The organism is Pseudomonadota bacterium (assembly GCA_018817425.1).
Taxonomy (GTDB): Bacteria; Desulfobacterota; Desulfobacteria; order Desulfobacterales; family RPRI01; genus RPRI01.
The window spans coordinates 35,378-58,416 of record JAHITX010000007.1; the positions used below are offsets into that span (position 1 = coordinate 35,378).

General features: G+C 39.2%; 14 protein-coding genes. 5 read left to right on the plus strand and 9 right to left on the minus strand.

Features of this window, described 5'->3' with window-relative positions:
- The first annotated feature begins 62 nt into the window (after nucleotides 1–62).
- Nucleotides 63–1,403: a sigma-54 dependent transcriptional regulator gene (locus tag KKC46_01455; GenBank protein MBU1052476.1), complete on the plus strand. Its 1,341-nt coding sequence runs from the start codon at nucleotides 63–65 to the stop codon at nucleotides 1,401–1,403.
- 9 nt (nucleotides 1,404–1,412) lie between these two features.
- Nucleotides 1,413–1,970: an archaemetzincin gene (locus KKC46_01460; GenBank protein MBU1052477.1), complete on the plus strand. Its 558-nt coding sequence runs from the start codon at nucleotides 1,413–1,415 to the stop codon at nucleotides 1,968–1,970.
- Here KKC46_01460 and KKC46_01465 read toward each other — a convergent pair.
- Complete coding sequence (locus tag KKC46_01465) at nucleotides 1,959–2,882, minus strand: glycine cleavage system protein H (GenBank protein MBU1052478.1); 924 nt, start codon at nucleotides 2,880–2,882, stop codon at nucleotides 1,959–1,961. The two genes, KKC46_01460 and KKC46_01465, sit on opposite strands and share 12 nt — an antisense overlap.
- Nucleotides 2,883–3,283: 401 nt before the next feature.
- Nucleotides 3,284–4,273 (minus strand): glycine cleavage system protein H, encoded by a 990-nt coding sequence (locus tag KKC46_01470; GenBank protein ID MBU1052479.1) that lies wholly within the window; start codon nucleotides 4,271–4,273, stop codon nucleotides 3,284–3,286.
- 592 nt (nucleotides 4,274–4,865) lie between these two features.
- Between KKC46_01470 and KKC46_01475 the strand changes: the two genes are divergently transcribed.
- The gene (locus KKC46_01475) at nucleotides 4,866–6,965 is read left to right on the plus strand and encodes a YIP1 family protein (protein MBU1052480.1); all 2,100 of its coding nucleotides are present in this window, start codon (nucleotides 4,866–4,868) and stop codon (nucleotides 6,963–6,965) included.
- 33 nt (nucleotides 6,966–6,998) lie between these two features.
- On the opposite strand, the gene KKC46_01480 is transcribed toward KKC46_01475, so the two are convergent.
- From KKC46_01480 to KKC46_01510, 7 genes are all read right to left on the minus strand, one after another.
- Complete coding sequence (locus KKC46_01480) at nucleotides 6,999–7,397, minus strand: VWA domain-containing protein (protein MBU1052481.1); 399 nt, start codon at nucleotides 7,395–7,397, stop codon at nucleotides 6,999–7,001.
- 664 nt (nucleotides 7,398–8,061) lie between these two features.
- Nucleotides 8,062–10,809, minus strand: coding sequence for a hypothetical protein (locus tag KKC46_01485; protein MBU1052482.1), 2,748 nt, complete (start codon nucleotides 10,807–10,809; stop codon nucleotides 8,062–8,064).
- A gap of 271 nt (nucleotides 10,810–11,080) precedes the next feature.
- The gene (locus KKC46_01490) at nucleotides 11,081–11,752 is read right to left on the minus strand and encodes an RloB family protein (protein ID MBU1052483.1); all 672 of its coding nucleotides are present in this window, start codon (nucleotides 11,750–11,752) and stop codon (nucleotides 11,081–11,083) included.
- Nucleotides 11,752–13,023 (minus strand): AAA family ATPase, encoded by a 1,272-nt coding sequence (locus KKC46_01495; GenBank protein ID MBU1052484.1) that lies wholly within the window; start codon nucleotides 13,021–13,023, stop codon nucleotides 11,752–11,754. The genes KKC46_01490 and KKC46_01495 overlap by 1 nt, the downstream gene beginning before the upstream one ends.
- 702 nt (nucleotides 13,024–13,725) lie before the next feature.
- Nucleotides 13,726–14,589 (minus strand): methylenetetrahydrofolate reductase, encoded by an 864-nt coding sequence (locus tag KKC46_01500; GenBank protein ID MBU1052485.1) that lies wholly within the window; start codon nucleotides 14,587–14,589, stop codon nucleotides 13,726–13,728.
- A 115-nt stretch (nucleotides 14,590–14,704) separates the two neighbouring features.
- The gene (locus KKC46_01505) at nucleotides 14,705–16,231 is read right to left on the minus strand and encodes a response regulator (GenBank protein MBU1052486.1); all 1,527 of its coding nucleotides are present in this window, start codon (nucleotides 16,229–16,231) and stop codon (nucleotides 14,705–14,707) included.
- Nucleotides 16,219–17,697: a PAS domain S-box protein gene (locus tag KKC46_01510; GenBank protein MBU1052487.1), complete on the minus strand. Its 1,479-nt coding sequence runs from the start codon at nucleotides 17,695–17,697 to the stop codon at nucleotides 16,219–16,221. Before KKC46_01510 ends, KKC46_01505 begins: the two co-directional genes overlap by 13 nt.
- 663 nt (nucleotides 17,698–18,360) lie before the next feature.
- Here KKC46_01510 and KKC46_01515 point away from each other — a divergent pair.
- Nucleotides 18,361–22,791 carry an FAD-dependent oxidoreductase gene (locus KKC46_01515; GenBank protein ID MBU1052488.1) on the plus strand — a complete coding sequence of 1,477 codons (4,431 nt, stop codon included), beginning with the start codon at nucleotides 18,361–18,363 and terminating at the stop codon, nucleotides 22,789–22,791.
- 30 nt (nucleotides 22,792–22,821) lie between these two features.
- Nucleotides 22,822–23,022 carry a hydrogenase iron-sulfur subunit gene (locus KKC46_01520; protein MBU1052489.1) on the plus strand — a complete coding sequence of 67 codons (201 nt, stop codon included), beginning with the start codon at nucleotides 22,822–22,824 and terminating at the stop codon, nucleotides 23,020–23,022.
- Nucleotides 23,023–23,039: the final 17 nt, after the last annotated feature.

Genomic DNA, 23,039 nt, shown 5'->3' on the forward strand with positions numbered 1-23,039 from the left:
GAGCATGTTCTTTCAAGCCCAGCCACTGATATCCTGCTTCCTTAAACTGCGGAGGTTTATTGATGAACAGAGCAAAGCTTCTTATAGTTGATGACGAGCTGATAATGAGAGAATCATTGGCCGGATGGCTTCAAAGAGACGGCCACGAGGTCCAAACAGCGGAAAGCGGGGAAGAAGCTCTTGATAAAATCAAAGACACCCGATTTGATATACTGCTTGTAGATATAAAGATGGAAGGAATAAGCGGCCTTGAAGTATTAAAAGCAGTTAAAGAAAGCGACCCTGATGTTTCCGTTGTTATGATTACGGCATATGGCTCCATACAAACCGCAATTGAAGCTATGAAAAAAGGAGCATATGATTATCTTCTCAAACCTTTTGACCCGCATGAGCTTGGTGTTCTTATAGAAAAAATACTGGAAAATCAGGCTCAGGCAAGGGAAAATCTTTATCTTAGAGAACAATTCAAGGAAACAACAAGATTTGAAAGCCTGATAGGTCAATCCGGTGTAATGCAGGAAGTATTTGAGCTTATACAAAATGTTGCTCCTTTAAATACTACGGTGCTTATCACTGGTGAAACCGGCACGGGAAAAGGTCTTGCAGCAAAGGCCGTACATACACACAGCACAAGATGCCAGGGTCCTTTTGTAGTGGTTAATTGCGGCGCCATACCTGAGAATCTGATGGAAAGTGAACTATTCGGATACCAGAAAGGAGCTTTTACCGATGCTAAAACTACAAAAAAAGGCCGTCTTGAGATGGCTCATGGAGGAACACTCTTTCTGGATGAAATCGGAGAGATCGGCATGCGAATGCAGATCGATCTGTTGCGGGTGCTTGAAGATCGTATATTTTACAGGGTTGGCGGCACTCAGCCTATAGAAGCGGATTTCAGGATTATTGCCGCCACAAACAGAAACCTTCAGGAAGCTATCGCAAAAGGTATATTCAGAGAAGATTTATATTACCGGTTGAATGTCGTTTCATTTAAAATGCCTTCATTAAGAGAAAGAAAGGAAGACATTCCGCTTTTGGCCGATCACTTTCTCCATCGTTTTACACAGGAAACAAACAAGCAAATTGACCGTATAAGTCGTGATGCAATGGATGAAATGATGCTTTATGAATGGCCGGGTAATGTAAGAGAGCTTGAAAATGCAATAGAGCGGTCGGTTGTTATCGCAAAAAAAAGAAACATTATCCCTCAGGATTTGCCTATTTTCCGGCCTGATGGAATTTATATTCCATCCAAGAACACCCTTGAAGGAATTGAAAAAAACCATATTAACAGAATACTTTCTGAAAACGATTGGAATATATCCGCTACAGCCAAAGTATTAGGGATTGACAGGTCAACACTTTACAGCAAGATTAAACGATACAACATAATAAAACCTTAGTCTATAAGCTTGAATATAGATTCCAAACATAAAATCATCATTTCTCCTATCGGAAATATTGATGCAAAAATAATCGGGTCTGTTAAAAAGGTGATAAGCCATAGATTCGGTTTTCAGGCTATGGTTAAACCATTGCTTGAAAATATCGGTTTTGCTTTTGATCCGGGCCGGAATCAGCATAATTCTACATCGATTTTAGGAAAGCTGGAAAGCTGTGCACCTGAGTATGCACTCAAAGTTCTTGCCGTAACCGATGTAGATCTATTCATTCCTATACTGACACATGTATACGGAGAAGCCCAGCTCGGGGGAAGAACCTCTATAGTATCGATATACAGGCTTAAAGATTGCCTCTCAGGAATCAGAGAAAGTATTTCATTACCGGAAAGAATTGTCAAAGAAGCAATCCATGAACTTGGTCATACATTCAATCTTCTGCATTGCAAAGATCATTCATGTATAATGCATTATTGCCGGACAGAGAAAGATGTTGACCGGAAATCGGATCAGTTGTGCAGGTACTGCAAAATACTTTTAGATGATGAGATTAAAAGATTAAGACCGTAAAAATAGCTGCGTTAGTTTCTCCCAGCCAAGTTGCGGTATATTACCGTAAATATTTTCGGCAAGAAAGCCTCCGTCGGTATTTAAAAGCTGACCGGAATTTTCGATAGCTTTGTAAAGAACATCTACTTCTTTTTTCATGAATTCCTTTGATTGATCGGCAATGTAAAGGTTCTTTATGTCATCTTTTAATTTTTCAGAGTGAACTCTTAAAATCCAGCCGTCAGTATAAGGATTTTTTCCGGCCGGCATTGCATCCTCTCTTAATTTAGGATTGATGTCTGTTACCACTCCACTAACAGGTGAAAGCAAAGTTGCACAGCGATTGCCGCGTTTTATGGTAATCTGCGATTTGTTCTGTATCAGCTGTTTTCCAATAAGTGGAGCTTCAATTTGTTCAAGCGGACCGAATACTTTAAGTGCAAAATCATCAAGTCCTATTCTTACGGTTTTTCCTTCTTCAATCTTGACCCATGCATGTCCTTTATGAAGATAATAGCCCTGAGGAATTTTGAATCCCTGAACATTTAATACTTCAACCGGGTTAACAGTTGCATGAACAGTATATTGATCAGAAAAATACTGGTCGAACTCACAATTTACGCACATATAATCATGCCCGCAGGGCTTGAAATCTATCCGGCCTTTCATATGGTGTATGCATGGTCTTTTTGATACAGGTAAATCTTTCAGCTTTTCCATCCAGTGTACAATGTTTTTATGCTTTTTACCTTTGGCAGTACTTTTTCCGGCAATATTTTTGTTTGTATCTGCCATATCAGTCATGGTTATATCATATTGGCAGGTCGCACAGTTATATAAAGCATTACAATTCTTTGAGCGAACAACTCCGGCCTGCATCCATACACAGGGGGAGCTTTTTTTGTTTTCTTTATTTAATCGGAGAGATTCCATTTATACCCTCGCTATACAAGGTTCTCTGATTCATATAAACGCTGACTTATTTTATCAGGTTTGTTAAAAAAAACTGAATGTAGAATATCGAGCCAGTTTCAAAACGCCCCATTTTGGCCGATCTCTGCGTTGGGCTCAAATTTCAATCCTCGAAATACTAAATGTATTCCTATGGTTGAAATTTTCTCCCGCCTTGAGCTTGACCAAACTGAAACGTTTTGAAAGTGGCTCTATCGAATAAATAATTTCGAATTATGAAATATTTGGCGGGGTGTAAAACCCCGCCCTACATCATCTACCGTATGGCGCCAATCGCAATATCTCTTACAATCTCACATTCCGTAGGGCGGCATTTCATATGCCGCCATGTGCTCTGCCCCCTACATCTATTCATTGCAAAATCATGTTTTAAGAAAAGTTTTTGTAAGATTACTCCAGTCAAGACCCGGAAGATTTCCGTAAATATCTTCCATAAAATAGCCGCCATCAGCTGCAAGAGGTCCGGCGACATCTTCCACCATTCTTTCAAGCGCAACTACTTCTTCACTTATCCATCCGAGACTATTCGTATCATCCATAAGCTGTTTAACCGTTTTCTTGATGTCCGGTGAACGCACCATAAAGAGCCAGCCGTCTCCATAAGGTTCACGGTTTGCAAGTTCGGGTTTTTCCCTTACATCGGCATTTACTTCAACTATTACACCATCAACCGGAGAAAGAACATCCGCCTTGTTATCTTTGCGTCTTAATCCCCAACCGGCTGCTCCCTGATCAAGTTCTTTTCCCATTAGCGGAAGGTCAAACGCATCGGCTTTGCCTAATAATTTTAAAGAAAAATCGTCAAGCCCGATTCTGATAAATCCTCCGCTTTCAATTCTTGCCCATGTATGGCCGTTATGGAAATAATAACCCACGGGAACATCAAAGCCTTTTACCTGTTGGATTTCGCCGGGCATTGCCTTGTTTTTGGTTGTCCAGACATCTTCAAAAAACTGGTCAAAATCGCATGTTGCACATTTATAATCATAGGCGCAGGCTCTCTTTTCAATCCTGTTTGTAAGGCTGTGCCTGCAAATCCTGTTTAAATAAGGCTTTGTTCTCATTGCATCCTGCCAGCTGATGCTGTTTCCTTTTTCTACTTTTTTACTCATGCCAAGATCATATTTGCATGTGGTACAATCATAAAAATTATTACAATCTTTAAAATTCACAAGGCCGGCCTGCATCCATATACAGGGATTGGTTGTATGCGCGCTTTTGTCAGGTTTTACCATCCAGGTCTGTCCTCCCAAAACGGTTTTTATTTCGGTTGGATTAGTTTCTTTAGTATTACCTTTTCTGTAAGTAGATCCATATCCCACTTTGCTTCTTTGCTCTTTTTGACTTGCCATTTTTTTCTCCTTTGGTTTTTATATATATTTAATTAATTTTTTATTTTCTTTTAGGTTTATATATAGAGCAAAGCATATGCCAACTCACCACATAAGGCATAATTATTTCACAACAATTTGATAATATTATAATAATAGCAGATAAGCCCGGCTAATTAATTCCAAAACATAAAATTTATGAACTGATGGAATTTACGGCACTATAGGTAAGTAACGATAAATTATAAAAACAATAACGAAATATTAATCAGATTTTATAGATAGTTATATCAATGTTGAGTTTTACGGCACAAATAAAGCCATACTGTTGCAAATTACCACAGCATGGCTTTACAAAAAACCTAAAGTAAACATGCTGTAATATCAATCTTTAAGGGTGTCTCCAATATCCTCTGAGTGTTGCTTTTGATGCGGTAACAGTATAATATGAGATCCACCAATAAAGTGTGCCCGACTTGGGGAAAGGGAAGTAGAGAAAATGGGGTTGCCTTGATCTGTAAATATGAGTATCCAATCACAAAGCAAGATTTGACACTGATCTTCCCCTATCCTGATTGATTATTAAATGAATTCGCCAGTGAAAGGATTTACAATGATCATTAAAAAGTATCTTCTTGCCATATTCAGCCCCCGCGCCATGCGAGAGCTATCACTGAATCAATCTATATTCACCGCTGTAGCAATTAATGCTATCAATGGCGCCCTGATGATGACATTCCTGTTTCTTCGAACTTCATTTGTCTCTGTTCCGTTTGCTTTACTGTTAGGTGCTTTATTTGGTCCATTAATGGGCATAATAATCACGTTGATTTATCCACGAATTGAGTTGTGGGTAGGTCAAAAGCTGGGAGGCAAAGCATCATTTGATGATCTTTATCGTATTTTTGCGTGGTCATTTCTTCCGGCAGCCTTGGCAAAAGTTCTTACTGATCTTGTTATTAAACTATATCTTCCTACAACTATAACTATGAATAAAAATGTAAGTATAGATGTTTTTATTTATACCCCATTATGCATTTTTCTTTTAAAGTTATGCTTCCTGATTATCTTGTGCTTTGCAATCAGAAACTATTGTTCCAATGTAATATCAGCCCATCAATTATCGAAAACAAAAGGCATAATGAGCGTACTTATTACATTTATTCTATTTGTAATTATACCCAGTTGGTTGATAGTTGTTTTTTCGATCTTTCTTAAATTTATCAAAAAGTGCTGTTCAGGATATTCCCGCAGTGGATACAAGGATGACAACGATATTGCAAGAACAGGAGTAAAGAGGTTCGGAATAGCAATAGTTCTATTCTATGTAGCACTGTTTTCCTGGATTATACTATATGATGAAAAGCCTGACTCTCTTATGATGGAGGATTTAAACGCCCCCGTTCCTGAAGTTTTACAGGTTGATAATGCATGGATAGCATTACTTGGTTTCACATCACCATCCGGAGGACCGCCTTTCGTTAAAGAAGAAGAGATACTCCGTAATCTTAAGACAGCTGCTATTAAAGGGGATATAAACACCTGTAAAAAACTTGCATCCGCAAACAAGAATAAAGTATTCTTCACCCCTCCTTCGGAGCGACCAAAGCGCAGGAGGAGTAGCACTATCTCCCGAACAAGTTCAGTGCCGGCTCCAAATTCCCGACCAACAAACAGATTGAGCAATCGCAAAAAAACGCGCTCCTCGCGGGTGAGAATGCCTGAGTTTTATGTACGAAAAGACAATGGGATATTGGATTACGTTTTAGCAAACCATAACGAAGTTGACAGTCTTTTGCAAAATAACAAGGAACTGCTTGGGAGGTACGATAAGTTATACAATTTTCATAAGTATGTAGAGCCATTGGAATACAGTTTTTGTACTCCGGCACTTGATTTTTCAACAATTCGAAATATTCATAAAGTAAAACTCATGCAAATAGCGCTCTTTGCTCAACATGGTGATTTGAGCAGCGCATTAAATTCAATTCAAAATGATGCTGAATTTTGGCGTTTTATTGCTATAAACACAAAAACCCTGCTACCAAAACTTTATTCTTATTCAATTTTAAGCACAGATATCAGATTTGTTGCAGAGCTTTGCTCACGTCATAGTTTAAATTTTAAGCAACAGAAAACTGTTGAGATGATACTAAGGCCATTTGATCAAAATGCTACATCACTGACAAAAGCATTACATGGTGAAACTTATTTCTGGATTTTTGGGATGGATTTGCTTCATCGGTCTAAAACAAAATGGCCTCCAACCAACCTTTTAAAACAAAATGCTACAAGGAACAGATATTTTTCTTTATACCAAAAAGAGATTGAACTGTCAGAAATGACACCGCAAAAATTTGCTGCTGAGGTTGCAAGGAATGGTTTTGCCAATACTGATAAGCAAGTCAAATTTTCTTTCCTGTATAACCCTGTTGGAGAGATCTTAGCTTCGATAACTGAACCAGACATTTCGAAATTTATAGGGTATATAGATAAAGGATATAACCTTGAGGGATTAAGAAGACTTGCAACACTGAAAGTCTTATCAAGTACGGAAAACATAGCTCCGGAGAATATGCAGCAATTTCTTGATACTCATAAAGGAGAATTTGGAAATCCTTACACAGGAGAGCCCATGATCTGGGACTCGAAAGTTAAGCGCATATATTTTAAACCTGTACAACAAAATAAGCCCGTGGAAATTTTTATGTAACTTAAATAAAGTTCACCAATATTATTTGTTTTTTTATTTCTTTTTTGGATTATATATAGCTATTGCAATATTAATCAGTGTTTCAGCCTTAAGATCATCAATAGTGTAGTAATTTGCACCAAGCAGCGCAGCCATGGATGCAGCACGATCCATTGTCGTAAAGCGCCCTTTTTCTTCGGTATCCACGACAATAATATCAACTCCCGGCTGCCCGTTCAACAATGCAGCCATGCGTGCGATTTCCTCATCGGGCGCCATTGAGGTTATCGACTGATTTGAACGCCCGTCCGTAATAAGCATAATGAGAAAGCGCATCTCAGGACGTTTCCTGCCAACCCGTTCCAAAAGACGGTATGCCTCAAGGATACCGGCGCCAAGCGGTGTTTTACCGCCTACAGGAATTTCTTTTAAGCGTCGTGCAGCAAGTTCCACACTGGCTGTGGGTTCAAGAACTATTTCTGCATGATCTTTTCAGAAAACTATCATAGAAACCATGTCCCGCTTTTGATAGCAATCATTTAAAAACGATTGAACAGCTCCTTTTGCCGCAACCATTCTCTTTTTTGCTCCCATCCCATCGACCCCGAACCGTCTACAATGCGGTTGACGGCAAGACATTGCGGCGGTCTCATGACAGGAGCAACGGAAAATCCGAATACAATTTGTATGGTTGAGCGTGAAAGGCGATTTGACGAAAAGGCAGAATCTCTGAGTGTTGCTTTTGAAGCAGTAACAGTATAATGTGAGGCCCACTAATTGTGTACGTCCGACTTGAGGAAAGGGAAGTAGAGAAAATGGGGTTGCCTTGATCTGTAAATATGAGTACCCAATCACAAATCAAGGTTTGACACTGATCTCTTCCAAGTCGAGAATTTAATTTGAATATCAAAATCATGATAAAAAATGTGAAAATTATTGTCTCCATAATGCTTGAGGGCTCTATCAGCCACTGACCAAATTACCAATGATTTCAACCAAGACGGATTAATGCGAGGGACACCGTCCCTATACAATCATGTGGAAGTATGTCGGGTTCTGGAAGATTAGAGAATCCGTGAACGAAGAATAAGATTTGCTTAAGAATACATACGCAACATTATGATCGCCAATCTCCAATTCGGCCCCATTTCATATTCAAGGCGGAATCACAGCTTTTTTGATGTTTTTCTATGATTACTTTTTCTACTTGCTGATATACGTTTCTCATTAATGCAAGACCGCCTTCTTTGTGCAGTTTTTCACCGATGGGGCGAACGATATTGTTTTCGCGGCGTTTAAATTCCTCTTTCTTGGTTTCATATTGGTTTGCATTCATAATGTGCCATTCACATTCTTTTATTAAATCCTTAATCGCTTTTTCAACGATTGAATCTGTTTTCTGAGCCTTCTGATTTATTTTACCGGCATTAACCAGTTTTTTTACACGCCTTGCTTCGTCAGGAGAGAAGGATTGATTGGATTTCTTCATGGTCATCGTTGCAAGACCCTCCAATTTTAAGACTTCAGATTCACGTCCCAGCTCTTTGTATATTAAAAATAAATACTGGGCTGCAAGTTGGGCACTTTCATACAGAACTCGGTCATCTTTGAGCACTGAAGCAAACAGTTGAATTCCATCTATTAAATTGTTTTCTTTTAAAGCGATCCTGGCAAGTTCAGCCTTTGCATAGTTTTCACAAAGATCATTCACCCCGTTCTGTATAGCACTACGAAATAAAACGGCTGCCTGGTTATAATTCGATTCATTTAATTTGGAAATAGCAGATTGGAAATCGTTGATACCGGCTCCAGTCATTGAAAGCTCCTTTGAATCAACCAATTCAAAGTCAAAATAGTCTTCCGTCAATTCAGGATACGCTGGCGGGTGGATAGAAGAACCTGCTGCACTTACCCCACTCTTCTTTTGCTCTTTAATTTTAACTGTTTGTATTGATTCCCATGCGTCTTTTCCAAAAACCTGGATAAAATGTTTCGAACATTTTTCCAGATCATGGTAATAAACCTCTTGAATCTTACCCTCTGAATTCAAAAAACTGGTAAATATCGAGAGATCCTTTTGATCGATTAAAAAGGTGATAATTTTATTTGCCACCGGATCAGATGCTGATTTTATCAAATCAAGCAAACCTTTTAAATTCGCTTCAGGTTGAAAACCGTTTTTTGTCCACATCTCTATTAACATCAAGACAATTGGAAGTTTTTTGCCTTTAGCAGATTTTGCAATTTTCAATAACTTTCCAACAAGGTAGTTTAAATTCTCTTTTGACACACCCCCATTTTCTGACCATGCATCCAAAATTATTGATATGATAGACAGTTCTTCATCATCAGCGGATTTGACAAGTTTTATGAGTCTTTCATTGTACTCTGGAATATCTAAGTACGCGATTCGTTTGAAATCATCATCATTTCCCTGAATAACTTCCAAGAGTTTTGATTCCATTCTGAACGTTTTCGCAACTTTTACCATCGACCCACGCATGGCAGCTTTAATATTAAACAAACCATCTATTATCCTGGGTTCAAATAATAGTCTTAATGCATCCCGAAGTTCTTCTGATACGGGAATTTGTTTTGATTCATACTCTTTTACAGGTAGGCTGACGTTATCCATTTCACCAAGAATCTTTAACAGTGGCACGGGAATCACATTTTCTTCCACTTGTGTGGCAAAAGCATGAATTGAATTCAAGGCGCGGCTTTCAGAACTATTTGAGGTTGCATTAAGTATGAGCTGCTTTAAAAAAGGCGGATATCCCAATTTCACAAGATAAGAAAAATCCGAAAGGTCTCCAACAATACCCTCTAAAATCATAGCTTCATCAATGAGATTCATACAGGTGGTTGCGGCAAGTTTTCTTGTTGAAGAGTTGCTGCCGCATATATCTATTGCAATCAGTTTACTGAATTTATTCCATAAAATACGCCCACTCCCTTGCCAGGCATTACGATTAAGCTGGTTTGCCTTTAATAGCGCCCAGAAAGTTTCAGCAACTTTTTCACTGCCATCTTTTTCTGATGCGTTCAATAACAAAGAGCAAAGTTTGTCTCCATTTTCATCAAGCTTAAATATCTTTTTAAGAATAACCTTTCTATCATTGTAATCACATTCTTTAAAAATATTGACTATGTATTCAGCGGTTGTTTTTTCTATATTCGAGACATTGAAACAAGTAATGGCATCTACAATTAAACTCGTTCTATTTCCCCCTTTTTTTTCTTTGGCACATTTCAAAAAATGTTCCGCTCGTTTTATTAGATGGGGTACTACCCTCTTGTCCTTTGAATCCGACAATCTTTTAAAGTCTTTGGGTTTACCCTGAATGCAGGAAATCAAAGGTTCATCGATTTTTAATTGCTTTGCAACAGTTGCAGTGGCCATTCGAACTTCAGGGCGATCATCACAAAGAGATTGCACAATAACTTCATCGTTGATTTCCTCACATTTTGGTAACAGCTTCAAAAGCGAGTCAATCTCCGTCAAATTTTCTCCATCCAATTTTAACTTAAGATCATTGCAAACCAATTTCCCGTTAAGAGAGAAGTTTTTATTCTTTTGAATCATTGCAAGAACTAAGGTTAATAAAGGATAAATAAATAATAAAAATAAATAGACATAGAAAATTACAATCTCAAGGGTATGACTTATATCCACAATCAGCAAAGTAATGAACATGCAGATCAACAAAATAATAACGATTTCTGTACGGGACCATTTTATAAAAGACTGGTAACGCGAATAGCTCAACAATGATTCAGCGTATTCAAGAACTACCAATCCAAAAATAGTTATAACTAACAATCCATACCACGATGTCAATAATGTCATTTCATGGGGCCACATTTTTTTTCTCCAAAATATAAACAGTTACTGTTCGTTCCGCTTTCTGAGACCTTTGATCAATGATCCTCTCCCTATGCTTCTGTTCGTTTTTTCTTTAATTGTATTCCTGTGCATGTCGACCAGCTGTCAATCAAATGGATCTGGGATTAACGTGCAGTTCTGCCGTCTTTATCGGCAGAAACTGATTGTTGGCTCTGTATGGTGATTTTCAATATTGCTCCAATTCAAGGTTCGTCCCCGAACCTTTCCCCATTTTGATTGGAATAAAGGTTTAAGGTGGAACTAGTGCAATCAAATATTGGATGAGTTCATGCATGTTGGTAGCAGGATTGTTTGTGCCAGTGGTTTGGTTATAACGCTGCAATTGTTTGGCATTTTTGATGGCCTGAGGAAGCAGATGTTTTGTCAAGGAGAAGATATCCCGAGCTTCCTTGCTGTAAGAGGGTATTAGCCCGTTTTTGGTCAGTTCGGAGATTACCAATGCACAATCTGATGATCCGACCGGACTAGAGAATTGATGGGTTGTATAGTAGAAATGGAGCAGTAGCCAGAACTCGAAACAGGGGACGGAAATAATTGGGGAGAAAATGATGCCCTTTCTTCGACTGTTTTGGAGTAATTTGTCTATGGCGTCATCAAAGTTAGCATGTCTGTCACGATCAATCACACAATAAACACGGTCATAATCTGGATCTTGCTTAAATCTGCTTATGGCGTATTTGATAACACTTAAGGGATCTGAGCCGCATTCTTCACCGCAAATCTCGATGTTGGTGGAATGGAGACGGTAGGCATCCCGTATCTCTTTAAAGTAGTTTGGCTCTGTCTTGGAGCCCTCACAAACTATCAACACGCGATCATAGGGGGCTCTACTAGCCTTTTTTCTTTTTAAGGATGCAATGCCCCGTTGCTTGCGTTTGTGAAATAGATTGTCTGAACCCATCAAAACCTCATCTCGCCGATATAAGGCAACGCCCCATACCTCCCCTTTAGGTAGCCTTTTTCCAAAGCCTCCCCTTTTCTAGGAGTGAAATCGGACAATGGATACAACTTAGTGGAATTGGCGCTGTCCTTTTCCGTGAACCAAATTTGGTCTCTACGGAACAGATCATTGTCGAGCACAGATGTATCGTGGGTCGAAAAAATCACCTGTGCATTATGCTTGTTACTCTCGGGATTGTTGATCAACCCGATGAGAAAGCGCACCATCAGGGGGTGCATGCTATTATTCATTTCGTCTACAATCAGAACATGTCCATTGTCGAGTATATCAAGCCAGGGGCCGGAAATGGCAAACAATTTTCTAGTCCCAACGGATTCGTCATCGTCATCAAGAGGAACTAATTCCGCTGTATTTTTTACACTGTGCAAGAATTTAAGATCGGGAATTTCTGTGCCATCCAGGTCTTTCCTGATTAAATCCTTTATTGGCTCTGGCATGTCGGAAGGCAAAGCGGTTGAGTCGAATTTTTTCATCTCAACTTTGATGTCTGCAATGCTCAGATCAGCAGCATTCAGAAATTTAAGAATTCTCCGCCTGCCTTCATCAGTCCTGCACATAGCGGTTGAATATGTCGGTGGGAGACCAGCTACGCTAGTGATTACGTGGAGCTCTTGATAGAACCAATTATAAATGGGCTTCAACTGGTCATTATTAAGTTGAACAGATGTAGAAAGAAAAAGGGCATTGGTGCGCGTTGCCTCCTGCAACACGATTTTGTGTCCCTTAAACTTGCTTCCAAAATACCAGCTGTAACTTTTTTCATCAATGTTAAACTCCCTTTCAAACCAGCGCTGGGGGCGTCCTTCTGGATATGCAATTAGCCACTCATGTGTGACATGGGTGCGGTTAACAGCAAAACCATATTGGTATCGAATTCCATCCTGCATGAACAATATCTCAAATTCGCTTGGCTTGTTTCGATTGTGGTAATCAAATAGAAAAGGCTTGACGTCGACAGGCTTCCCTTCTTGTCCCTCCTTGGATGACTCAACGACAAAATCCTTGATGAATTCAATCGCTTCTATGAAGTTGGTTTTACCGGAAGCATTTGGTCCATAAATGGCGGCAGAACGAAGTAAGCGTGGCGTGTCCTGTTCAAAAATGGGAAAGGTGTTTTGATTCCGCAGCTCAGAAGCAGTACTTGCCATCAAACTGAGGGTTTGCTTTGTTTGAATAGACTTGAAATTTGTGACACTAATTTCAATAAGCATAGCTAATTTCCTTTTGAATAGAATTTAGCCTTAAATATTACACAATTTATGTAAAAATCAAATATTATTTTATTTGAGGTTTCAATAGAATTCCATTGTGCAAGCGAATTTGCAGCGTATTTGAAAAATGGAGTGCTTCCGCAATTTATGAATAAAGAGTAAAGTATGAAAATGGAACCATAAAGGTTGCATGTGCATAATTATAACAAATATCCATAAATATCAGCCATCTTTCAGCCTAATTCAGCATACAATCGAATTGGACGTTGCCACGTCTTCTTTTCTATGGGAATTTAATATACCCCTCTGATATTACACATCATTTCGAACTTCGAGAAACTTTCAACCCAATCGTGTTTTGAAAAAGACAATACTTTCAATATGTTTACTGTCATCTTGGGGACCAGAGGGCCGGTCAACAAGTGATTATAAAGTTTTGGATAGCTTCACCATTGCAAGAAACTCTGGAAAGATTAAAAAATAAAATATTCTAAAACCAAAAGTTAGTTACACAAAACTTATAATTTGTTTATTTTATTATATTCAACAATTATATAGCTTATTAACAGATTTTTTATGGTAATATTTTTCTACCTTTATGTATATCATTCTATTTTTCGGCTCATAAAAAAGGAGGATTCTTTTGAAGGTACTGTTCTAACCGCTTGAACGGTTAGAACAGTAAGATAAAGATTTCCTGCTTTATTCCAATATTTCGGAAAGTTTATTTTCCCATCCCAGAGTTGAAATAAAAGCTCCGGCAAATCCTTCATTTTTGAGCATTGAAACGGTTTCAGAAGCAATTTTCACACATTCGCGCACTCTGTCGGGAGCATTTTGTATGCGTTCTACTACAGAATCAGGAATCATTATATTGTCCATGTGCTGTTTTATGTATTTAGCCATTCCGGCAGATTTTAGTAAAAGTACAGTAGGAATTATTTTTACTTTTGAAAGGTCTACTCTTTCCAAAAAAGGTTGAATTCCTTTTACTTCAAACAAAGCAGGAGTAATAAAAAAATTGGCCCCTGCTTCTATCTTTTTTTTCATTATCTTAAGTTCAAGCGTTAAAGCCTGACCGCTTGCTCCTGCATTAACAGTGGACCCGATAAGAAATTCGGGAGACCCGGCCAGCTCAACACCCGCCATATCTTTGCCATTGTTAAGGCAATTGATTGTGCGTATCAGCTCAATCAAATCCAGATCATAAACAGCTTTTGCTTCATGATGATCACCAAAACGTGTTTCTTCACCAGTTACAGCCATAACGTTGGAAATCCCTGAAGCACCTGCCGCAAGAAGATCAGCTTGTATTGCAAGTCTGTTTCGGTCTCTGCAATTTACCTGAAAAATGGTTTCCAACCCTTTTCCTTTCAGTAATAATGCACCTCCAAGAGAACTCATACGCATCACGGCATTGCTCATTTCTGGTACTACAAAAGCATCAACAATTCCTTTAACTCTTTTAGCGTTTGCCAGCATCGAAGAGACATCAATTCCCTTGGGTGGTTCAAGTTCGGCCAAAATTACAAAATTCCCCTTTTCCAGCTTGCTTTTAAGACTCATAGAATTCCTCCTGGATCAGACTGTTCAAAGAATAGAAAATATTAAAACCAATATCAGCCATATGGCAAATATCTATACTGGCCGGTTTGCAAAAGATCGAATATAGATTTAACGCTTATCCCCCTGATTCTCGATCACCATACTCGCCCACGGGAAGCGACACTGTAAAAATACTTCCTTTGTCCAAAACGCTTTTAACGCAAATCGATCCGCCAAGATCGGTCAAAAGACCTTTTACTATAGGAAGCCCTAAGCCGGTTCCTGTTATAAATCTTGTTTTTTCATTTTTTATCCTGAAGAATTTATCAAAAATTTTATCAATATACGTTGGATCGATACCAAAACCATTATCTTTTATTTCTATTACAAGATTTTTTCCATCAAAACAGGCATCAACTTTTATTTCCCCTCCTTCCTGAGTATAATTTATGGCATTTGTAATAAGATTGCCAAAAATGCTTTCAAGAGCCAGCGGGTCTGATTTGATGGAAGGCAGGTCACTTTCAGGCAAACATAGCTCAAGCGACTGTTGTTTAGTTTTAGCTCTGGTACCAAGAAAATCCAATATACTCTTAAGCAGTGTTTTTATACACACCGGGTTAAGTTCTTTACTTACCATACCTGCTTCAATACGCGAAAGGTCGAGAAGATCACCTATAAGAGAAATAAGGCCGCTTGTTTTTTCCTTGGCGCGGGACAAAAGCTGTCTTTCATCATCAGATTCACCGCCTGCCATATCATTTAAGACAGAAGCTAACTGCTCATGTATAGTCGAAAGAGGAGATCTTAATTCATGGGATACTTTTGCAACAAATTCGGATTTGAGTCTGTCTAATACTTTCAATGCCGTAATATCTTCTACCGATATAACTGCTCCCAGACATTCATTTTCGTCCCCTAAAACGGGTCTTAACCTTGCCATTAGAAATTTGTCGTCACTTGTTGAAAACTCATATGGCAAAATGCTTCCCATATCACCATAACAGCCTTGTGAAATTTTCATAACCAGCGAACAAAAACCCTCGTCTTTAACATAATGTTCTATATGCTCGTCAGTAGAATTATCAACCGGGTCTATATCCAAATGCCTTAAAAAAGCCGGGTTCATAAGCGCAACCTGCCCACTTGAATTGGTTACTACAATTCCGTTTGGAAGAGATTCAATTATGGTTCTTATGCGGCTTTTTTCCGTTCCCAGATCAGCTAAAGTTCTTTTTCTTTCAAGCTCAAGAATTTCGGCTTCAAAAGTCAATCTGATCTTTTCTAAAGCCCGGTTTACTATTATTCTTAAATGCTCCGGCTCAAACGGTTTCGCGATAAAATCATATGCGCCATGCTTCATAGCTTCTATAGCAGTTTCAACAGTAGCATAGCCGGTAATTACTATCACAAGAATGTCAGGATTCTTTTCCTTGATTCTTACCAAAACCTGCATTCCGTCAAGTCCGGGCATTTTTAAATCCAGAAGAACTATAGAAACCTTTTGTTTATCCAGGATATCAAGCGCTTTATCTCCCCTTTCAGCTGTAATAACCTTTAAACCCATCCGGACAAGGATTCTTTCAGCTCCAGTTCTTATGCCTTCTTCATCATCAACAACAAGAACATGTGTTGTGTCTTGGGTGATTTTCAATTTTCGCATTCTCCCTTGTCAGGATTTACTGCCGGAAGCTCGATTATAATAGTAGTTCCTTTATCAACAACACTCTTTGCAATAATTTTTCCATGGTGGTTTTCCAAAATACTGTAAGCAAGGCTTAATCCCAGACCGGTACCTTTGCCTTCTTCTTTGGTTGTAAAGAAAGGTTCAAATATATGAGCCAGAATATTTTCAGGTATCCCATGCCCTGTATCCGATATTTCTATAACAACAACATCTTTTTCCGGAGGCTTATAGCTCTTTATTTTTAGCTTGCCGTTTCCTTCCATTGCATCTGCGGCATTTAATATTATGTTCATAAAAACATGATTGAGCTGTTGTATATCCCCATATATTTCAGGAAGAGATGGAGAAAGATTTTTTTCAATTTCAATATTATGAAAAAGCGTTTGATTCTCCAGCAAAAACAATGTACGCGAAATAGCCGTGTTTACGTCATGCGAACGCATTTCATGACGGGTCTGACGGGCAAATTCAAGCAGTTCTTTAACCGTATCCCGGCATCTTTGTGCTTCTTTGAATATACGCGTAATGTCACTTTTAGCTCCTTCTTCCAAAGTGTATTCTTCCAAAACAAGCTGTGAAAAAAGAGTAATGCTGCTTAAAGGGTTATTTAACTGATGAGCCACACCTGCCGCCAGTTTTCCGAGAGATGCCATTTTTTCCGACTGAAGAATTTGTATCTGAGCTTTTTCCAGTTCTTTTCTCATCTTTATTGTATCACGCATATCGTGAAAAAACCCTATTGTGGCAACTTCGCGATCATCCTCATAAATTATGGAGGCATTCAGACTTATGGGAATTCTGTCTCCGTTTTTCCCAACCACTTCGGTTTTATGGGATTTCAGCTTTCCCTTGCCTCCAAAATCATCGCTTCGAAGCTTTTGCATTACATCTCTTGCCCCATCACCGGGATATACGTCGCGTATATTGAGATTTTCCAGAGCATCTTTAACATTAAAACCGCCTATCTTGGCAGCGGCGTCATTAAATATAAGAATTTTACCTTTCATATCCGCAGCAATAACGCCATCTACAGAACTAAGTATTAAATTCCGCAAAAAAGCATTTGATCTTTTAAGTTTTTCTTCAAGCCCTTCAAGAGCCGGAAAATCAAAATCCACAATAACAAGGGCATCGATTTCTTTTTCCGAGAGTATAGGATAGGAATACAGGCAAAACATTTTATCCTGTTCTATCAAAGCTTTCTGATCTATCATGGCCGGGCTTTTTGTATTCTTTACAATTACAGCCGGGCAATTATCACAGTGTGAATCCAGGCCGTGAAAAGCCTCATAACAATGCTTACCCATAAGGCCATGTTTTAATGTTTTCAGTGAGTCGCTGTTTATCGCAAGAATTTTAAAGTCCGGGGAAATAACAAGAATTTTTCGTTTAACTGCATTTATAGCTTTCAAAAGATATTCATTTTCTCTTTCAGATAGCATTTTTTTAGTTCCCTTATAATTAAACGAAAACTATAAATAGAATACAAAGCTGCTAACACATAAAATTCATTGTTAAATTTATTAACAAATTATAGAGTAAAGGAAGTTTATTATTGATGTTTTAAGAAAGCGTATTCACAAGTTTAGTGAAATTTGTTATTATTTAATTCCATGAGTGAAAAAAAAGCAAATAAAAGTTTATTTTTTTTGTATTTTTGTCGAAAAGCATATTCAAAATAGAAATAAGCAAAAAAAGTTTCATAGAGTTTATTAATTCCTTGACACCTAACTTTTTATTTGACAAAAAAGTTCTTTCTATATCTGTATATATATAGATGGGTTTTTACGGAGCCCATCATAAGACCGGGGATAGAAAGGCTGGGCCTGAAGAAAGAATACAAGTGCTTGGATTTACTCCGAGCGTTGAAATAAGTTAAGCTTTTCCGCTTTTGGAAATAGTCGGTTTTTGACATTTTGCAAAAGCATCTTAAATTTTAAATTAAGTGGACTTTAAAAAAGTCTTGTTGGGACGGCAAAGCAAAATAATAGCATTAATATATATTTGCAAAGCCGCTATAATAATATGTATTTTGCATTGATTCCGCTAAGTTCAAGATTATTATGATAACGGAATATCCAGATGGTTTATTTTAAGGAGAAATAATGGGGGCTGTTAAAGGAAACAAAAGCGGGTCGGTAATGATTGTCGGTGCAGGTATTACAGGTATGCAGTCTGCGCTTGATCTTGCCGAGTCCGGTTATTACGTTTATCTTGTGGAAAAATCCGCTGCCATCGGCGGGCTAATGTCGCAGCTTGACAAGACCTTTCCGACAAATGACTGTGCGATGTGAGTAATCTCACCTAAACTGGTCGAGGTCGGCCGGCATCTTAACATCGAGCTTTTAACAAATACGGAACTTCTGGGACTTGAAGGAGATCCTGGTAATTTTAAAGCAAAAATAAAACAAAATCCACGTTATATAGACCTTTCCAAATGTACGAGCTGCGGAGATTGTTCCAAAGTCTGTCCAGTTACACTACCTAATGAATATGATGAAAGCCTTTCTGTAAGAAAAGCCATTTATAAGCAATACGCACAGGCTATCCCCGGAGCATACTCCATACAGAAAACCGATAAGGCCCCGTGCAGGCTTGCATGTCCGGCTGGTCTTAATGTTCAGGGTTATGTTCAGATGGTAGGCCAGAGCAAATATAAAGAGGCCCTTCAGATCATTATGGAGGATCTGCCTTTGCCCGGAGTTCTTGGAAGAATATGCCCTCATGGTTGCGAAGACGCCTGTCGCAGGTGTGATGTGGATCATCCTGTTGCAATACGCAACCTCAAACGACTTGCCGCGGATAAATTTGATCCAAGAAATGTTGAGATCAAAATGCTTCCCAAAAGGGAAGATAAGGTTGCTATTATTGGATCAGGTCCGGCAGGTCTTTCCGCCGCATACCAACTTGCGCGAAACGGAGTGCTTTCTACCATCTTTGAAGCTCTTCCCAAGGCTGGTGGCATGTTAAGGGTTGGCATACCTGAACACAGACTTCCAAGAGACGTTCTTGATAATGAAATAGAAGTAATAACAAACCTTGGGGTTGAAATTAAAACAAATACCCCGCTTGGCTCTGATCTTACCATAGATGACCTTTTTGCCAAAGGTTATAAATCCGTATATATAGCAATCGGTGCACACAAGGGTTTTGATCTTGGTGTTCCAGGAGAAAAAGCCAAAGGAGTCCGTCAGGGTGTTGATTTCTTAAGAGAAGTAAACCTTACGGGAAAGGCACAAGTCGGTAAAAATGTTGCGATAATCGGCGGCGGTAATGTTGCCATAGATGTTGCAAGATGCGCCGTAAGGCTTGGAGCCGAAAAGGTCAATATAATTTACAGAAGAACCCGCAGTGAAATGCCTGCATGGGAAGAAGAAATTCATGCCGCTGAAACCGAAGGAACCGAAATAACATATCTTGCAGCACCTCAGGAAATATTGACTGCAGATGGCAATGTTATAGGTCTGCGATGTATTCGTATGGAGCTTGGAGAACCGGATTCATCAGGAAGAAGAAGACCTGTTCCTGTTCCCGGAAGTGAATATGACATTGAGATAGATCAACTTATACCTGCGATAGGCCAGAAGCCGGATTTGTCCGCACTTGAAAATGTGACCGGTTTAGACTTTTCTAAATGGGGAACAGTTGAGACTGATTCCGTGACTTATGCTACCGGCCGGGCAGGTGTTTTTGCAGGTGGTGATGTTCAAACAGGTCCTTGGGTTGCCATAGGGGCAATTGCAGCCGGAAAAGAAGCAGCCGATTCTATAATGAGGTATCTGGACGGAAAAGACATGGCCGAAGGCCGTGAGGCTGTGACAAATGAAAATCCTGTTTACAGACCTGTGCCTAAAGGCGAGCCCATTAAATCGAGAGCTGTAATGCCTGAACTTTCTGCTGAAAAACGGGCAGGTAATTTTAAGGAAGTCGAACTTGGCTATAATGAAGAAGACGGAGCCGCTGAAGCAGGAAGATGTCTTAACTGCGGTTATTGCTGCGAGTGTAATCAGTGTGTTGACGCCTGTCTTGCAGGTGCTGTTGATCACAGCCAGAAAGTTGAAGAAAAACAAATTGATGTTGGTTCCGTAATACTATGTCCCGGAGCCGATACTTACGATCCTTCATCTCTTGACGAATTCTATCATTATAAGACCAATCCTAATGTACTAACCAGTCTTGAATTTGAAAGATTACTTAGCGCATCAGGCCCCACAATGGGGCATTTACTCAAACCGTCCGATAAGAAAGAACCTCAAAAAATTGCATGGCTTCAATGTATAGGTTCAAGAGATAACAACAAATGTGGAAACGGTTACTGCTCGTCTGTATGCTGCATGTATGCCATAAAAGATGCGATGGTTTCAAAAGAACATGCCAATGGCGATCTGGATTGCGCAATATTTAATATTGATATCAGAACTTTTGGCAAAGATTACGAAAAATATTATGACCGTGCTAAAGACGAACAAGGTGTAAGATTTATTAATGCCCGTATTCACACGATTGATGAAGTTGGAGAAGAAAAAGCTTTAAAGCTTCGTTATGCTGATGATTCTGGCCAGATTCAGGAAGAAATATTTGACATGGTTGTTCTTTCGGTTGGTCTTCAGGTGTCTGAATCTACAGTGGAGCTTGCAAAAAAACTTGATGTGGATATTAACAAAAATAATTTTGCCGTCACAAAACCTTTTGAGCCGGTCATGACATCAAGGCCCGGGGTTTATGCCTGCGGAATATTTCAGGGACCTAAGGATATCCCTCATTCGGTTATGGAAGCAAGTGCTGCGGCATGTGGTGCCGGGATTAGCCTTACATCTTCGCGGGGTACTTTAGTAAAAGACAAGATTTTCCCGGAAGAAATAGCATTAGCGGATCAACAACCGCGTGTAGGTGTTTTTGTATGCAATTGCGGAATCAACATCGGCGGAGTTGCAGATGTTCCTGCAATCGTCGAATATGCAAAATCATTACCTGGAGTGGCGCATGTTGAGGATAACCTTTTTTCATGCAGCAATGACACCCAGGACAAAATAGTAGAAGTTATCAAGAAAAATAACTTAAACCGGATTGTGGTTGCAGCATGTACTCCAAAAACACATGAACCATTGTTTCAGGAAACTATTCGCAACGCAGGGCTTAACCCTTATTTGTTTGAAATGGCCAATATCAGAAACCAGTGTACATGGGTTCATTCGAATGAAAAGGAAAAAGCTACTCAAAAAGCCAAAGACTTATTAAAAATGGCGGTTTCCAAGGCCGCACTCTTGGAATCTATACCTGATATATTGGTAGATGTTGAAAAATCAGGCTTGGTAATAGGCGGTGGTGTTGCCGGAATGACTGCAGCTTTATGTTTGGCCGATCAGGGTTTTTCTACAACTCTGGTTGAAAAATCAAACGTTTTAGGAGGTTCTGCACAAAATCTAACAAAAACATGGGATGGCCAGGATGTCAGGACATTTCTTTCCGAAAAAATACAAAAAGTGGAAAATCATCCGAACATCAATCTGTTGCTTGATGCAGAAGTAAAAGATGCTTCCGGCTTTGTCGGTAATTTTGAAACGAACGTAGTGGCGAATAACACGCAACATACAATTAAGCATGGTATCACTATTATTGCAACAGGCGGAAAAGCGGCGGTTACAGATGAATACCTTTACGGGGAGCATCCATCCGTTACTACCTGGCATGACCTCGAACATCAGCCTGAAAAATTGAAAGATGCAAATAGCATAGTATTTATTCAATGTGTCGGATCACGTGATGAAAACAGACCTTATTGTTCTATGATCTGTTGTACTTCAGCTATTTCTCAGGCTGTTTCTATAAAGGAAGAAGATCCTGATAAGGATGTATTTGTCCTGTATAGAGATATAAGAACATATGGAGAAAAAGAAGAATTATATAAAAAGGCCAGAGAGAAAGGTATAATTTTTATTCGCTATAAATTAGACAAAAAACCTTTGGTTAAAGCGGCTGGCAAAGGTTTGGAAGTTACTGTATTTGACCCTGTCCTGCAAAGAAGCGTTCAGATACAGGCGGATTTAGTCAATCTCTCGACAGCTATTGAACCTATGGAAAATGATGCTTTGGCGTCCGTTTACAAATTGCCGCTTAATGCCGAGAAATTTTTCATGGAAGCACACGCAAAATTGAGGCCGGTTGATTTTGCGACAGAAGGTCTTTTTATCTGCGGATTAGCTCACTATCCCAAACCACTGGATGAATCCATTTCTCAGGCATATGCCGCAGCCGGTCGGGCTGTTACCATTCTTTCAAGGAATACAATCACAATTTCTCCTCTGGTATCTCAGGTTGATGCCGAAAAGTGTATCGGATGCGGTCTTTGCGCTGAAATTTGTCCCTTTGGAGGAATTGTAATGGAAGACCCTGAAGGTAAAGGACAAAAGGCAAAAAATATACCTGCATCGTGCAAAGGATGTGGTTTGTGTTCGGCAAGCTGTCCGCAAAAAGCTATTGACATGTTGCATTTCAGAGACAAGCAAATAATGGCTGCGGTAAATGCTGCCGTATAATAACGTTATACAATTTCTATGGTGATAATTATGACAGATTTTGAACCTAAAATAGTTGCTTTTCTATGCAACTGGTGTGCTTATGCCGGAGCTGATCTGGCAGGGGTGTCACGAATACAACACCCTTCCAACTTAAGAACGGTACGTGTAATGTGTTCCGGGCGTGTAGATCCGCTATTTATTGTTCAGGCATTAAAAAAAGGGTCTGACGGTATTTTGGTGGCCGGCTGACATTTCGGCGACTGCCA

What these genes read in the sequence shown, in the direction of transcription:
- KKC46_01485 (MBU1052482.1), bottom strand. Translation starts at nt 10,809, where the DNA reads ATGTGGCCCCATGAAATGACATTATTGACATCGTGGTATGGATTGTTA.
- KKC46_01500 (MBU1052485.1), bottom strand. Translation starts at nt 14,589, where the DNA reads ATGAGTCTTAAAAGCAAGCTGGAAAAGGGGAATTTTGTAATTTTGGCC.
- KKC46_01465 (MBU1052478.1), bottom strand. Translation starts at nt 2,882, where the DNA reads ATGGAATCTCTCCGATTAAATAAAGAAAACAAAAAAAGCTCCCCCTGT.
- KKC46_01455 (MBU1052476.1), top strand. Translation starts at nt 63, where the DNA reads ATGAACAGAGCAAAGCTTCTTATAGTTGATGACGAGCTGATAATGAGA.
- KKC46_01520 (MBU1052489.1), top strand. Translation starts at nt 22,822, where the DNA reads ATGACAGATTTTGAACCTAAAATAGTTGCTTTTCTATGCAACTGGTGT.
- KKC46_01505 (MBU1052486.1), bottom strand. Translation starts at nt 16,231, where the DNA reads ATGCGAAAATTGAAAATCACCCAAGACACAACACATGTTCTTGTTGTT.
- KKC46_01490 (MBU1052483.1), bottom strand. Translation starts at nt 11,752, where the DNA reads ATGGGTTCAGACAATCTATTTCACAAACGCAAGCAACGGGGCATTGCA.
- KKC46_01510 (MBU1052487.1), bottom strand. Translation starts at nt 17,697, where the DNA reads ATGCTATCTGAAAGAGAAAATGAATATCTTTTGAAAGCTATAAATGCA.
- KKC46_01470 (MBU1052479.1), bottom strand. Translation starts at nt 4,273, where the DNA reads ATGGCAAGTCAAAAAGAGCAAAGAAGCAAAGTGGGATATGGATCTACT.
- KKC46_01495 (MBU1052484.1), bottom strand. Translation starts at nt 13,023, where the DNA reads ATGCTTATTGAAATTAGTGTCACAAATTTCAAGTCTATTCAAACAAAG.
- KKC46_01475 (MBU1052480.1), top strand. Translation starts at nt 4,866, where the DNA reads ATGATCATTAAAAAGTATCTTCTTGCCATATTCAGCCCCCGCGCCATG.